A 13,942-nucleotide genomic window follows, 5' to 3' on the forward strand; every position below is an offset into this window, starting at 1 on the left:
GGGCTTGCTGAATGGACTACCCGCTTCTCAACCGGGGTCGGTGCATCGCCTACGCAAACGATCAGGAGCAAGACCGACTCCTTACCGGGCCCGCCCTCGCAGCCTAGGCAGACGGGGCGAGTGCCTTTCGCAGCACAATGCCGGACCCAGCCGACGGGCTGAGATTGGGGAGAACGTGGACGGGCAACAGTGGATATGGGTCGTAATGGTCCTTGTCGGTGCCGCATTGGTAGCCGTTGTGATGGTTTTTGGCCACCAGCGACGCAGGCTGGTTGATAGAAAACGCGTCGCGAAACATCGCGACGGGGAACCCGGGAGTCCCACGGACAACATCGACAGCTCGGATGACGAGCCCGCGGCCCGGAGTCCGCACCACTAGGACGGCCCGGGTGCCAACCACTCACACCCGTAGGTGGTTGACCCTCACCAAAATACTGTCGTTCCCGCGCAGCTGCTTGAGTGTCCGCTACCTGTCTTTTAGACCAGGCACTCGATTTCTTCCGGGTGCCCCGCTCAGCGGGTAGTGGAGGGATTTCCTGCGCGGAAACCGGTGGGGGTGACGGGCTAGTCGCGAAGGTGACCGACGTGTACAGTCGGTTTTCGCGGCCCCTTCCGGAGTCCCCGACCGGGTCCGAGGAGTAAGGAGTGACTGTGACGCTGCCTGCGGTCGACAAACGCGAACAGCCGGAAGGCGAGCGCGGAAGCCCGTCCCGTGCTTTCACGTCGAAGTCTGCCGCCGGTCTCATCGTCGGCCTAGCCCTTGTTGCACTGTTCGCAGTTGTGCGGGTGCTGGCACCCTCCACGCCGGAGGCGTTTGCGCTTCCCAACGCCGCCCGCGACTTTGCCACGCTGTCGATCAGCGTTGTCATCGAGTCCCTGCCGTTCGTTTTCCTCGGGATTGTTCTCTCGATCGCCGTCCAGGTCTGGCTGCCCGAGGGCCTGCTGCTCCGCCGCCTGCCCCGGAGCCCGGCGTTGCGGAGGCTGGTCCTCTCGCTCCTGGGAATGCTGCTGCCTGTTTGCGAGTGCGGCAATGTTCCGCTGGCGCGTGGTCTGGTGGTCAACGGCCTCACGGTTGCGGAATCGATGACCTTCCTGTTCGCGGCACCCATCCTGAACCCCGTCACCATCGTCACCACCGCGCAGGCGTTTGGGTGGGACAACGGCATCCTGGCCTCCCGCGTCCTGGGCGGTTTCTTCATCGCCAACCTTGTCGGCTGGATCTACAGCCGGCATCCGCGGCCCGCGGAGCTGCTGACCGCCCGGTTCCAGGAAACCTGTTCGGTGGCAGACCACCACGCCGGCCCTGCCGGGAGGATCAGGCGCAGCGTGCAGATGTTCTCGCAGGAGACGCGCGCAATGATGCCCGCCCTCTTTGTTGGTGCGGGCATGGCGGGGCTGATCCAGGTTGCCGTTTCCCGGGAAGTGCTGGTGGCCTTGGGCAGCAACCCGGTGTGGTCTGTCCTGGCGTTGATGTTGCTGGCCTTCGTCGTGGCGATCTGCTCAAACGTGGATGCCTTCTTTATCCTGTCGTTCGGAGCAACCTTCATGCCGGGAGGCATCGTGGCTTTCCTCGTCTTCGGGCCCATGATCGACGTGAAAATGCTCGCCCTGATGCGCACCACGTTCACTGCGAAGACCCTCCTTCAGCTCAGCTTGCTAGTGGCGCTTTGCGCCGCGGTCCTCGGATTGGCGGTCAACTATGGTCATTAGGCGGCTCGTGGGCCGCTGGCAGGGCGTGGTCCTCAGCCTGATCGGCCTCATCGCGACGGTCTGGCTGAGCCTGTCCGGCCAGCTTGCCTTGTATATCCATCCGCGGTATTTCGTGTTCACGGTCATCATGGCCGTGATCGCAGGGGTGCTTGCCCTGGCGGCCTTCGCCTTTGCTCCCACTGCCCACGACGGGCACGAGCATGAGCACGGCGACGAGGCCGGTTCGCGATGGGGCTGGCTGTGGCCGGTCGGGAGCGTGCTGACCATCATCGCCGCCGTCGTCGCCTTGCTGATCCTGCCGCCGTCGACCCTTACTGCTGCCACTGTCGCACAGCGGGACCTCAACGGCTCAGCATCCGCCCTCACCCTGAAAGCACCCGCGCTGCCGGGCAAGGGAGACTACTCCGCGTTCACAGTGAGGGACTGGGCATCATTGCTTCGGTCCGGCGCTGGGCAGGACTTTTTTGCCGACAAGACTGCCACCGTGACCGGGTTCATCAGTACGGACAAGACAGATCCAAACGTCTTTTTCGTGACCCGTTTTGTGGTGACCTGCTGCGCTGTCGATGCCCAGCCGATTGGCGTTCCGGTTTATCACCCCGGGTGGCAAAACGAATACAAAACCGACAGTTGGGTCACGGTCAGCAGCAGCTTTCGCGCCAACCCCAACGCGGCCAGCCGTGAGGCAATCGTTCTGATCCCGGACTCCATCAAGCCCACCACACAGCCGGCGCAGCCCTATGTCTACTAAGCGCCGTCCCGTCTCAGCCAAGCGGGCTGCGGCGGTTGCGGCGGCGGCAGAGCTCCTGGCGGGACGTCGATTCGCCCGGCGCCTTTACGGCACCTTCGCGATCCTCGCCCTGCTTGCCGGCGCACTGACCGCGGCGAATCTTTCGAAGCTTCCGCACCCCAATTCCACCTCTGCCCTGGCCCGATCCGCCACTCCTGCCACCTTTGACCTGTACACCCTGCAGAGGGACACCGGTAAAGACAACTCAGGGCTGAAGAAACCGGACACCATCCTCGGCACAAGCCTCTCCGGCAGCGATCAGGGCTCTGTCATTGTCAGCGCCCCACGCATCCAGGAGTATGCCGCCCTTCCCTCCGCCCTGGCCGTCGTCACACTCAATGACGACAACACCAGCTCCCTCGAGATCGCCCCCCTCACCGGCGGACCGCCCACACTCGTTCCATTGCCGAGCCTGGGGACAGTGGCGAACCTTCACGCGGCAGGATCCAAGCACCTCATTGGTTTCACCTTCACCGCGTCTTCGGGCACAGGCCAGTACTGGAAATCACTCTTCGTGTACGACGTCGACAATCCGTCCTCGGCTCCGCGGGCCGTCCAGGGGATCAACGGTCCGGTCTCGGCCGCCGACTGGCGCTTTGTCCCGGGCGGGGCCACCTTGGTGGCGCAGACCGACGATCAGTCCATGTTCCTCATTGACGCGCTGGAAACCGGCAAAGTGTCGCCCCTGGGCGCGCATGCCGGGATCCTCGGATTCGTCCCCGGCACCGACGAACTCGCCGTCGCCGATGCGGGGCTGAAAAAAGGCATAGACCCGCCACGGTATTCGACCATCAACCTCACCACCGGGACCTCCACGCCGCTCACCCTCCCCGGTGCTTTCGTACCGGATGCCGCGAACGGGGTCACCACCACCGCGAGCCAGCCCCTGGTCCTCGACGCTTCCGGCCAGTACGCACAGGTAGTGAGAAAGTACGACGGCGGGAAAGAGACCTCTCTGGTCAATCTCACCGACAAGAACGGCTCGCGCATGCTCTACCAGCCTGACGCCGCGTGGTCACGCATCCTGGACACCTGCGTCTCGCCGGCCAGAGACTACCTCGCCGTCGAAACAGCCGCACCGCAATATGCCGGCGACCAATACCCCGTCCTCCCCGAGCCGACCCCCATACGGACCGGCCTTGTGGACGTGAAATCGGGCACGGTCCTGAAAAGCGTTCCCGGTTTCCTCCCCAACTGGTGCGGTTGAGCGAACCCGGGCACCGGCTGGCTCCGGAGGTCTGATGGTCCGCACCCAGACAAAGAAAAACACCCCGGTCCGAAGACCGGGGTGTTACCGATGACCCGACTCATCCATGAAGGATGTCTCGACTCATCACAAAAAGTGGAGATGGGGGGAATTGAACCCCCGTCCGATGTCGTGTTGTCAGGGCTTCTCCGGGCGCAGTTCGCGTCGGACTTTCTCGGCCCCAGCTATCGTGCGAACAAGTAGCTGATCCGGGCCCAGTCATCTAAAAGTCCCGCTCGCCTCGATGACGAAGGCAAACAGCAGTGGCTATCTAAATGACGCCAGGATCCGGGGCAATAGCAACCTCGGGCTGACGGACTGTCTTACTGCTTAGGCAGCAAGAGCGAAGTCAGTGCGCTTTGAATTGGCACTTATTGGTTTGCAGACAGCGTTTACGAGATAATTCTGCATCCTCGGCCCGCTTCACCTGTCGCGACTAACATCGTCGAAACCGATCATCCCCGTATTTTGTTATCAATCCCAGCAGCACGATGGTCGCTCGAAAGCTACCACCATGAAAACTTGCCGGGTTAATCATCATAACGCATCGCGGCACCCGAACATTCCGGGACACGCATTGGCTGGCGACGTACTCGGCTGCGCTTTCCGGGCAAGTCAGCGGCGGTTGCGCTCGCGCAGTTCACGCAGTGATTCACGCTTGTCCTGCTGCTCGCGCAAGGTCTGCCGTTTGTCGTAATCCTTCTTGCCTCGAGCCAACGCAATCTCGACCTTGGCGCGTCCATCCAGGAAGTACAGCTGGAGCGGTACGACCGTCAGTCCTGTTTCACGGATCTTGCCGGAGATCTTGTTGAGTTCCTCGCGGTGAAGCAGCAGCTTCCGCCGGCGGCGCGCCGCGTGGTTGGTCCAGCTCCCCTGGTTGTACTCAGGGATATGGATGCCCTCCATCCACAACTCGTCATTGTAGAAAGTACAGAAGCCATCCACCATGGAGGCGTGGCCTTCACGCAGGGACTTTACTTCGGTTCCCATGAGGGCAATGCCGGCCTCATAGGTATCCAATATGTGGTAGTCATGCCGAGCCTTGCGATTGGTGGCCACTACCTTACGGCCACTTTCCTTGGGCACGGTAGAACTCCTTGGTTGTCGAAGAATCACACTAGTCTACGCCAGTAGACCGCTGTCGTGCGGGCTACAAAAGGTTCATCGGGTCGACGGCCTGCCCATTCACCCAGGTTTCAAAATGCACGTGGCAACCAGTGGAGTTACCCGTGGTCCCTGAATATGCAATGAGCTGGCCTTGGCTCACCTGCTGACCGGAAGAAACCACCACGCTGGTGTTGTGGTAGTAAACCGTGGTCAGGGAATCACCATTGATGACTCCGTGCGATATCTTGACACGGTTGCCACCGCCGTCGTTACCCCAGCCCGCTGAAAACACCGTGCCGGCAGCGGCGGCGTATACCGGGGTTCCACAGGGGGCGCCGAAGTCGATGCCCGTGTGCATGTAGCCGCCTTGGCCGTAGAAATCGATGGTCCCAGGCGGCGTCGCACGCCACCCGAAGCCCGAGGTGATCGGGATGTTCGCGGGCACCGGGTGGATCAGGCCGAAGTTGGAGCGCGGGTTGCTCGCTGGGGGGACAAAAGGTTGCGGGGCTGCTTGGTTTTGTGCCTGAGCGGCTGCCGCAGCGGCTGCGGCCAGTCGCTGCTGTTCGGCCAACCATGCTTCGCGCAGTTTGCGGTCGCGCTCCGAGATCTCCGCAGCGACTGCGTCCTGATTCGCCTTCACTTGTTGGAGCTGGGCCTGGATTCCGGGCTTGGCCGCTTGAAGCTGGCTGTTAAGACGGGTGGTGTCGGATATCAGCTTGTCCACTTCCGCCTTCTTGGCAGCGGCATCATCGCGGGCTGCCTTTTCGCGCTCAAGCGCCGCGTCCGCTTTCGCCTTGAGGTCGCGGATTTCCTGTTCGACGGCGGTGAGCCGGGCTTGGGAGTTAACGTTCGTGGCGCTCTGCTGCGTCAACTTCGTCATCGTGGCGTTCTGGCTGCGCATCGCCTGGTTGGCGAGGTCCATGGTGTCCGTGAGGTTGCCGCCGTCGTTCGCTCCGAACATCAACGCAACGTTCGTGGGAACGCCACCGGACTTATATGCCTGAGCCGCGATCTGGCCGATGAGCTTCTTGGTGTCGGTGATCTTTTGCTTGTCGTTTTCCAGCTGCTGGGTGATCTGGGCTTTGCTCTGCTGCGCGAGGTCCACGCGGGCCGCCAGGGCGTCCGCCTCCTTCACCGCTGTGGCAACCTTGCCCTGGGCTTCGAGAAGTGCCTGCTGAGCTCCCGGGAGCTGTCCTTGATAGACCACAAGGTCGCCGGCGGCCTTGGCAATGTTGGCATCAACGAATTCCAAGGACTGCTGGACCCTCGCCGACTCCGCGTTGAGGGCGGCCTGTTGGTCATCGAGGTTGTCAGCGTGTGCCATCGGGGCAGTGCCAAGGCTCGCCGCGAGCGCAATGGCCAGCACGGATCCAGCAACCTTCGCACGGCCTCTAACTTTTCGCAGCCGCAGCGCAGCCTGGTACTTCCGTGTCATCGGCTGTCCTATTCGCCCGGGATCTGTGCTCTTCATGGCTAGACCTTGAGATATCGACGGAGGGTCAGAAGTGAAGATATCCCGGCCAGGCCGCCGCCCAACGCTATCAGGACCGGAGCAATCACGAGTACCTGGGCCGAGGAAATAAACGGAGTGTTCAGGAACTGCCGCGACAAGTCACCGTTAAGCCAGAACTGGGCAACCAGCCACAGTGTGCCGGAAGCCAAGACTGCACCCACGACCGCGGCGATGACGCCTTCAAGAATGAACGGCAGTTGGATAACGGTCTTTGACGCTCCGACGAGACGCATGATGCCTGTCTCCCGCCGCCTGCTGAACGCGGACAGCCTGATGGTGGTGGTGATGAGCAGGACGGCACAGAAGATCATGACTCCCGCGACCACCATTGCCGCAACAGAGGCACCGTTCATCCATTCAAAGATCCGTTCCAGGACCTGGCGCTGATCGCTGACGGTCTCCACCCCGGCCTGGGAGGAGAAGGTCTCGCTGATGATCTGGTACTTCTGGGGGTCCTTCATGTTGATTCGGAAAGACGAAGGAAGCTGGTCCTGTGTCACCGAGTCAACGATCGGAGAGTTGGAGAACTGTTCCTTGAAGTGCTTGAACGCGTCGGCCTGTGATTCGAACTGGTAGTCGGTGATGTACTGCTTGACTGTCGGCGAATCGAGCATTTTGGCCAGGTTGGCCTGCTGCTCTTTGGTGACCGCGCCCGAAGCGCATCCCGTCGAAGTCGAGGAGTCGTTGCAGAGGAAGATGGCAACCTGGACTTTGTCGTACCAGTAACCCTTCATCTGGTTGATCTGCATCTGCAGCATGCCGGCAGCTCCGACAAAGGTGAGGGAGACAAACGTCACCAGGACAACGGAAATCACCATGGACAGGTTCCGGCGCAGGCCGCTGCCGATCTCGCCCAGGATAAAAGCGAGCCTCACTGCTGGACCCCCTGTGCGCGATCGATTTCAGCATCGCTCGCGTCCTTCATTCGCCGGGACTCTCCCACCACCGGAATCATCGAGGTATATAGGGCCCTTGCCTCATCACGGACCACCACGCCGGCCCGGAGCTCCACCACGCGCTTTCGCATCTCGTTCACAATGTCGTCGTCGTGCGTTGCCATGACCACAGTGGTGCCGTTCTGGTTGATCTTGTCGAGCACACCCATAATGCCCATCGAGGTAATGGGGTCCAGGTTTCCGGTGGGTTCGTCCGCAAGGAGGATGCCGGGGCGGTTGACGACGGCACGGGCGATCGCGACGCGCTGCTGCTCACCACCGGACAACTCGTGGGGCATGCGGCGTTCCTTGCCTTCAAGCCCAACAGTCTTCAGCACTTCCGGAACTGTCTCGCGGATGATGCTGCGGCTCTTGCCGATCACCTGCATGGCGAAGGCCACATTGGCGAAGACATTCTTCTGCGGCAACAGGCGGAAGTCCTGGAAAACGACACCGATTCCACGGCGAAGCTTGGGGACCCGCCAGCTTGAAATGTTGGCTACGTTCTGGCCTGCGACGTACACCGAACCCGATGTTGCCCGGTCTTCCTTCAGAATGAGCCGCAGGAACGTCGACTTGCCGGAGCCAGAGGCCCCGACGAGGAAGGTGAATTCTCCACGGTCAATCTCAAGGTTGACAGCATCCAGCGCCGGACGGGCATTGGGGTCGTAGACCTTGGTGACATTCTCAAATCGGATCATGACTCTTCAGAACCCCGCCGGACATGCCACGTTCGACCAGTCCAACGGCCAGCGCACGGGCTTTCGTTGGGGGAAGTTGAGCGCCGGCTCTTCGACTATACGCACGCTCCGCGACGGAATCGCGGGCTTGGTGCGGTGTGTCGCCCAAACAGGCAAACAGCGCGGGCGCCGTTATCCCTCGGCGTTGCGGTTGCCCGTGCGCCAACGAATGCCGGCGTCGATGAAGTCGTCGATGTCGCCGTCGAACACCGCTGACGTGTTGCCCACTTCGTGTTCAGTCCGCAGATCCTTGACCATCTGGTACGGATTGAGGACATACGAACGCATCTGGTCCCCCCACGATGCCTTGACGTCACCTGCGAATGCCTTCTTCTCAGCGTCTTCCTGCTCCTTTTTCAGGAGGAGGAGCCGCGACTGGAGCACGCGCATTGCGGCCGCGCGGTTCTGCAGCTGGGACTTCTCGTTCTGCATGGAGACGACAATCCCTGAGGGGATATGGGTCAAACGTACTGCGGAGTCCGTCGTGTTGACTGACTGGCCGCCAGGCCCGGACGAGCGGAAGACATCGACGCGGATCTCATTGTCCGGAATGTCGATCGAGTCGGTCTGCTCAATGAGCGGGATGACTTCGACGGCGGCAAAGGACGTTTGCCGTCGGCCCTGGTTGTCGAAGGGGCTAATGCGGACAAGGCGGTGCGTCCCGGCTTCGACACTGAGGGTACCGAAGGCGTACGGCGCTTTGACCTCGAAAGTGGCTGATTTGAGGCCGGCCTCTTCGGCGTACGAAGTGTCCATGACTGTAGTCGGGTAGCCGTGGCGTTCCGCCCAGCGTAGGTACATGCGCATGAGCATTTCGGCGAAGTCCGCCGCGTCAACACCGCCGGCGCCCGCACGAATCGTGACGACCGCTTCGCGTTCGTCGTACTCGCCGGAGAGCAGGGTTACCACTTCAAGTTCCTTGAGGGCCTTGCGAATAGAGTCGAGTTCCGTGGCAGCTTCGACCATGGAGGCGTCGTCGTCTTCGTCCTGGCCGAGCTCGACGAGAACCTCAAGGTCGTCGATGCGGCCCGTCAGCCTGTTCAACCGTTCAAGTTCCGACTGCCGGTGGGACAACTTCGATGTAATCACCTGTGCGGCAGCTGGATCGTCCCAGAGGTTCGGTTCACCCGCCCGCTCGCTCAGTTCTGCGATCTCCTCCTTGAGCTTCTCGACATCGGAAACCTGTTCGATGGAGCGGTAGGTGGAGCGAAGCGCGCGGATTTCTGCGGGAAAGTCAATCTGAGCCATGGTTGTTCCAGAGTACGCCATCCATTGGTGGCCTTGGCACGGGGTCTGGACGTATGACGCTTGGAGTTCAGCGGGTCAGCCTGGAGCGCGCAGTGGAGCGGGCTTCGATCGGAACGCCGTCGGGAAGCAGAAAGCTGACCACAGGCGGATGGGCCACCGCGCTGAGCACCACTTCGGCGGTGGTGCTGTCCGGACTTCCGGTCCCCCTTGCGACGGCAAGTTGATCGAACCGTGAATGGGCGCCGTTTTGGCTGAGGTACGACTCGGTAACGCTGCGTACCCGCTCGCTGTTGAGGAGGGCCGATGGCGTTTCGGCGCTACTTTCCACTTGACCGAGGTTGTAGCTGTCAGCGGCCGCCACCGAAGCTCCGTCCGCCATGGAGAGGAGCTTCTTGTGTTCGATGTAGATGGCGGAGGCCGCAGCAACGACCGTTGCCAGCAACAACGCGATCACCACGTAACCGATGGCCAAGACCATCAATTGGCCGTCTTCCCCCTCTGATTTTCGACACCACGCATCCGTCTTCTCGGGACGGTCCTTCACCGGAACCGCCCGACGATTTGCGTGGCCGTCGCGCTCAGATTCGCGGCGTCAAGATTCAGGGTGTCCCCAAAGGGCAGCATGGGCAACGGCACCGTGAGCTTGACCGTCACCGTGACCGCAGCACCGGCCGACAGGCAATCGCCGCGGTCGCAGGCGACGTCGACAAATGCGCGCTCCGCGGGATGGCCATAGTCGGCAAGCGTCAGAAGGGCAGCCTGCTCGGCGGCGGCACGGCCTTGGGAGGCGTCCTCCTGCATGACGTAAACCTTGGCGGCTTGGTCCGCTGCCCCCACGACGGCGAAGGAACCGCCCTGGATCTGTCCAATAGTGACGATGAAGTAGACCACGGGAACCATGAGCAGAAGGGACAGGAGGATGAACTCGACCACCGCGCTTCCCCGCTCAGAGGCACACCGCGGGCCGATGGATTGCCGGCCCTCCGAGGGCGGCAGGCAGACCGCCTTCCGGAAGCGGGAAAGCGCTACACGGCCAGGATCAGCCAGAAGTCGCAGCATGCCCCCTCACCTCCAGCGCCGCTCCGGGTCCTATCAGCCCGATGACGGGCAAGGGTGCCCGGACTGTCACTACCAGGGTATGGATTCCCTGGAAGCTGGCCTCCGACGTCGAGATGTCCCGCGCATAATCCGCGTTCAGCGCCATTCCGATCAGGTCTGCGGTGCGCTCACGGGCATCCGCCGGCGTCCGGTCGGCGAGAGCGCCGTAACGGGCACCGGACGAGGCTGCCTCAATGAGGGTATTGCGCACGTGCAACACGAGGGTCAGTTGAACGACGGCGAGGAAGAACACGGTCAACAGACCCCCGACCAGCACAAAATCCACGACGGCGGAGCCCTGTTCATCCCCTCGGCTGGCACTGACGCTCCGGCCATCTTCCGCTCCACGGCTGCGGAACGGCATGGACTTACTTTCCGACCTTGCTCATGGCCTGGTTGAAGAGTCCCTCTAGAGCCGGGCCGGCCAGCGCCAGCAGGCCCGCGACGAGTGCCGCGGACATCAATGTGATCATGACCCAACCGGGGACATCTCCCCGCTCGGGATGGCCATCGTCCGGGACCGAACTTTCATTCGGGGTGGTTCTCAGCGTGGGTCTGGACGGCGGGAGTGACCACAACTGGCACAGCAAAAGTCCCGGAGCGGGCAGGCTACGGCGTCCGGGCTTTTTCATTCTTCCCCAGTTCATTTTTCCCCATTTCGCTGTGCAGGAATCGTTGTGATCCATGCTGTTTTATGTTTGGCATTCAGGCGGATGCCGAAATGATGGAGGTGAAAAGGCTTGTCGGAGTCCGCCATCAGAAACCAAGTTCCAGCGCGGCCAGGCCCGGATAGACGGCGAAGATCACTGTGAGGGGGAGGACGCCGAAAACCAGCGGCACCATCATGGCGATTTCCTTGCGGCCCGCCGCTTCCATCAGCTCCCGTTTGGCGGAATCGCGGACATCCGCAGCTTGGGCCCGCAAAACATCTGCCAAAGGGGTACCACGTTCGACGGCAACGACAATCCCATCCACGAACCGAATAAGCGGTCCGAGCTCGGTTCGTCCCGAAAACTCGTGCAAGGCGTCAACCAGCGGCGTGCCGGCCCGCGTGGCGGCCGCTACCAGGGCAAACTCCTTCGCCAGCTCGCCGCGGGCTATCCGACATACTCTATCGAGGGCACCGCTGGCGCTCTCCCCCGCACCCACCGCGAGGGCCATCAATTCTGCAAGGCTGGGGAATTCCGTCAGCATCTGCCTTTGCCTTCGTTTGATCCGCACCCCCAGCACGTAGTCGCGGAAAAGAAAGCCACCCAGTGCACAAACCAGGACCGAGGCAACCGCAAGCCCCGGATTGATCCGCCCCCGGGCGGCACTCACGACCACCACGGCAACCGCCGTGGCAAAGCCCGCCGCCGCCCATAGCAGCTGCTCCGCGCGGAAGTCCAGCGCGGACTTGCCGGAACCGGACTTTGCCAGCCTCTTGTTGAGGGACGCGGCACCGAGGTTGAATTTCGCCAGGTAGCGGAGAGCGTCCCGGATCGCCGGCCGCAGAATGCGCTCCAAGGGGCCGAACGGTGCGACGTCCGGGGTTGTGGACAGCAGGCGCGATTCGAGGTTCTGGGACCGGAGCTGCGGCTCGATGCGTTCCGCGAAGGGAATGGCCCGCATGAATGGCATGCGAACAAAGATGAGCCACAACCCGGCTCCCAAAAGAAAGCCGCAGGACACGGCCAGGGCAGTCAACGCAGTCATCGAAGCACCCTTTCATCTTCAGGAAGCGCGGCAATGCGCAGCATCGCCCAGTAGCAGAAGCCCGACACCAACAATCCGCCTCCAAGAACGCTGACTCCCGCGGCCGAGTTGTACGCGGCGACGGCTTCCGGCCTGCTGGCCAGCAGCATCAGGACGATCCACGGGGCGGCAACGGCCAGGCGCGCCCCATTGATGGTCCATGATTGTCGTGCCTCGAGTTCGCGGCGGGTCCTCGCGCTCTCGCGAAGGAACTCGGCGAGAGTTCCCAAAAGGCGACCGAGATCGGATCCGCCCACGTCGCGGGTCAGCCTGAGTGCCTCAATGATCCGGTCGGCAACGGGATCGGCCAAACGCTCCTTTAGCTTGCTCAACGCCGCATCAAAATGACCGCCGGAACGGTAATCCGCAGCAAACTCGCGGAAGAGGGCCCGCAACTCTTCGGGCCCCTTGTCCCCAAGTTGGATAAGCGCCTCGGGCAGCGAAAGTCCTGCGCGGATTGCCGAGCGCAAATGGTCGACGACATCGGGCCAGAGCTCCCGGAGCATGGCGGTCCGCTTGCGCGCCCGCCAGCTGACAACGGCCAAGGGAAGCCACGCGCCGAACAAGCCGAAACACGCCGCAATCGAAAAGGACGCTGTCACGACGTAGATCACCAGCGTGGTGAAGAGGCCCAATCCCAGGCACGATGCGATGAATCCCCCGCCGCTCACCTTTTCGATCCCGGCGGTGAGCAACAAAGACTCAAGGCGTTTCGGTTTGGGCTCCTTGGCGGCAAGGGGGTGTTGTTCCCACGCAGACCACCAGACAAGAAAGACGCCCAGGCCGCAGAGAACGCCCAGCAGCGGCGCCATCAGAACTGTTCCAGAAGCGCGGCGACGTCAAAACCTGCCCGGGCGAATTTCTCGGCGGCCGGCATCGAATTAGAAGTGGCTTGGAGCCTGCCGTCCTGCATCGCGAATACCTTGGTCGACTCAATGATGCCGTTCTCCACGCGTCGCCCCAGCGAGAGGATCTCCGTGACTTGCCGGCGACCGTCCGTCTGGCGGCTGCAATGGACCACGAGGTCGATGCAGGATGCGACGGTCGGTACGACGAAGGCACTCGAGATGTTCCCGCCGGCCAGCAGCGGCAGGGTGCAGATCTTGGTCACGGCGTCATGGGCGGAGTTGGCATGGACAGTACACATGCCCGGCAAGCCCGAATTCAACGCAATAAGCATGTCCAGGCTTTCAGCTTCCCGGACTTCGCCCACCACGAGGCGGTCCGGCCGCATGCGGAGAGCCTCCTTGACGAGCCGGCGCAAGGGAATTTCGCCTTGACCCTCAAGGTTTGGCTGGCGGCACTGGAGCCCAACGACGTCTCGCAGCGGGAAGTGGAGTTCAAAGATCTCTTCGACGGTGATGACTCGCTCCCGGGAGCCGATGTTGGCTGCCAGGCAGTTGAGCATTGTGGTCTTTCCTGCCTGGGTGGCTCCCGAGACGAGAATGTTCAGTCCACTGGCCACCGCGGCCCCCAGGAACCGGGCTGACCCGGGCGTCAACGTGCCCAGCTCCACTAGATGCTCGAGCCGGGTCGCCTTGACCACGAATTTGCGGATATTCACGGCCCAATGGCGGCGGGTGACGTCGGGAATGACGACGTGGAGCCGAGAGCCATCGGGCAGGGCCGCGTCCACAAAGGGTGAGGAAAGGTCCAGCCTGCGCCCGGAACTCTTAAGCATCCGCTCAACAAAGTCGCGAACCTGCTGCTCGGTGAGGCTGATCGAGGTGAGTTCGGATTCGCCATTCCGGGCAACGTAAACCTCATTGGGGAAAAAGTTTCGTTATACGTTGCTCATATGAAAGCAAGCCCAACTCAGCA

General features: G+C 62.1%; 14 protein-coding genes, 1 other RNA gene and 1 pseudogene. 3 read left to right on the forward strand and 13 right to left on the reverse strand.

Features of this window, described 5'->3' with window-relative positions; genetic code table 11:
- Positions 1-657 precede the first annotated feature (657 nt).
- From LFT47_RS14420 to LFT47_RS14430, 3 genes are read left to right on the forward strand one after another with little or no spacing between them, the layout of a single operon-like run.
- Entirely contained in the window at positions 658-1,710 is a 1,053-nt protein-coding gene (locus LFT47_RS14420; RefSeq protein WP_442863472.1) for a permease, read from the forward strand.
- A complete protein-coding gene (locus LFT47_RS14425; RefSeq protein WP_236811825.1) occupies positions 1,700-2,461 on the forward strand; it encodes a TIGR03943 family putative permease subunit in 762 nt (253 codons plus the stop codon). Before LFT47_RS14420 ends, LFT47_RS14425 begins: the two co-directional genes overlap by 11 nt.
- Complete coding sequence (locus LFT47_RS14430; RefSeq protein WP_236811826.1) at positions 2,451-3,707, forward strand: hypothetical protein; 1,257 nt, start codon at positions 2,451-2,453, stop codon at positions 3,705-3,707. Before LFT47_RS14425 ends, LFT47_RS14430 begins: the two co-directional genes overlap by 11 nt.
- Before the next feature lie 133 nt (positions 3,708-3,840).
- Here the strand turns inward: LFT47_RS14430 and ssrA are convergent.
- The 13 genes and pseudogenes from ssrA to LFT47_RS14495 all read right to left on the reverse strand — a co-directional run.
- Positions 3,841-4,209, reverse strand: a transfer-messenger RNA (tmRNA) gene (gene ssrA / locus LFT47_RS14435).
- A gap of 152 nt (positions 4,210-4,361) precedes the next feature.
- Positions 4,362-4,832 (reverse strand): SsrA-binding protein SmpB, encoded by a 471-nt coding sequence (gene smpB, locus LFT47_RS14440; RefSeq protein WP_028264808.1) that lies wholly within the window; start codon positions 4,830-4,832, stop codon positions 4,362-4,364.
- Between the two features lie 64 nt (positions 4,833-4,896).
- A complete protein-coding gene (locus tag LFT47_RS14445) occupies positions 4,897-6,288 on the reverse strand; it encodes a M23 family metallopeptidase (RefSeq protein WP_236811827.1) in 1,392 nt (463 codons plus the stop codon).
- Between the two features lie 38 nt (positions 6,289-6,326).
- Positions 6,327-7,241 (reverse strand): permease-like cell division protein FtsX, encoded by a 915-nt coding sequence (ftsX, locus tag LFT47_RS14450; RefSeq protein ID WP_236811828.1) that lies wholly within the window; start codon positions 7,239-7,241, stop codon positions 6,327-6,329.
- Complete coding sequence (gene ftsE / locus LFT47_RS14455; RefSeq protein ID WP_236811829.1) at positions 7,238-8,002, reverse strand: cell division ATP-binding protein FtsE; 765 nt, start codon at positions 8,000-8,002, stop codon at positions 7,238-7,240. The genes ftsX and ftsE overlap by 4 nt, the downstream gene beginning before the upstream one ends.
- Before the next feature lie 171 nt (positions 8,003-8,173).
- A complete protein-coding gene (prfB, locus tag LFT47_RS14460) occupies positions 8,174-9,289 on the reverse strand; it encodes a peptide chain release factor 2 (RefSeq protein WP_236811830.1) in 1,116 nt (371 codons plus the stop codon).
- A 67-nt stretch (positions 9,290-9,356) separates the two neighbouring features.
- Complete coding sequence (locus tag LFT47_RS14465) at positions 9,357-9,767, reverse strand: hypothetical protein (protein WP_236811832.1); 411 nt, start codon at positions 9,765-9,767, stop codon at positions 9,357-9,359.
- A gap of 62 nt (positions 9,768-9,829) precedes the next feature.
- Entirely contained in the window at positions 9,830-10,348 is a 519-nt protein-coding gene (locus LFT47_RS14470) for a hypothetical protein (protein ID WP_236811834.1), read from the reverse strand.
- A complete protein-coding gene (locus tag LFT47_RS14475) occupies positions 10,329-10,751 on the reverse strand; it encodes a TadE family protein (RefSeq protein ID WP_236811836.1) in 423 nt (140 codons plus the stop codon). Before LFT47_RS14475 ends, LFT47_RS14470 begins: the two co-directional genes overlap by 20 nt.
- A gap of 4 nt (positions 10,752-10,755) precedes the next feature.
- The gene (locus LFT47_RS14480; protein WP_442863401.1) at positions 10,756-11,019 is read right to left on the reverse strand and encodes a hypothetical protein; all 264 of its coding nucleotides are present in this window, start codon (positions 11,017-11,019) and stop codon (positions 10,756-10,758) included.
- A 124-nt stretch (positions 11,020-11,143) separates the two neighbouring features.
- On the reverse strand, positions 11,144-12,082 hold the full coding sequence (locus tag LFT47_RS14485) for a type II secretion system F family protein (RefSeq protein WP_236811838.1): 939 nt from the start codon (positions 12,080-12,082) through the stop codon (positions 11,144-11,146).
- Positions 12,079-12,933: a type II secretion system F family protein gene (locus LFT47_RS14490; protein WP_236811840.1), complete on the reverse strand. Its 855-nt coding sequence runs from the start codon at positions 12,931-12,933 to the stop codon at positions 12,079-12,081. The genes LFT47_RS14485 and LFT47_RS14490 overlap by 4 nt, the downstream gene beginning before the upstream one ends.
- Positions 12,933-13,892: pseudogene (locus LFT47_RS14495) on the reverse strand (CpaF family protein); the annotation flags it as partial. The pseudogene LFT47_RS14495 and the gene LFT47_RS14490, both read right to left, overlap by 1 nt.
- Between the last annotated feature and the right edge of the window lie 50 nt (positions 13,893-13,942).

The organism is Arthrobacter sp. FW306-2-2C-D06B (assembly GCF_021789175.1).
In the GTDB taxonomy this organism is placed as follows: Bacteria; Actinomycetota; Actinomycetes; order Actinomycetales; family Micrococcaceae; genus Arthrobacter.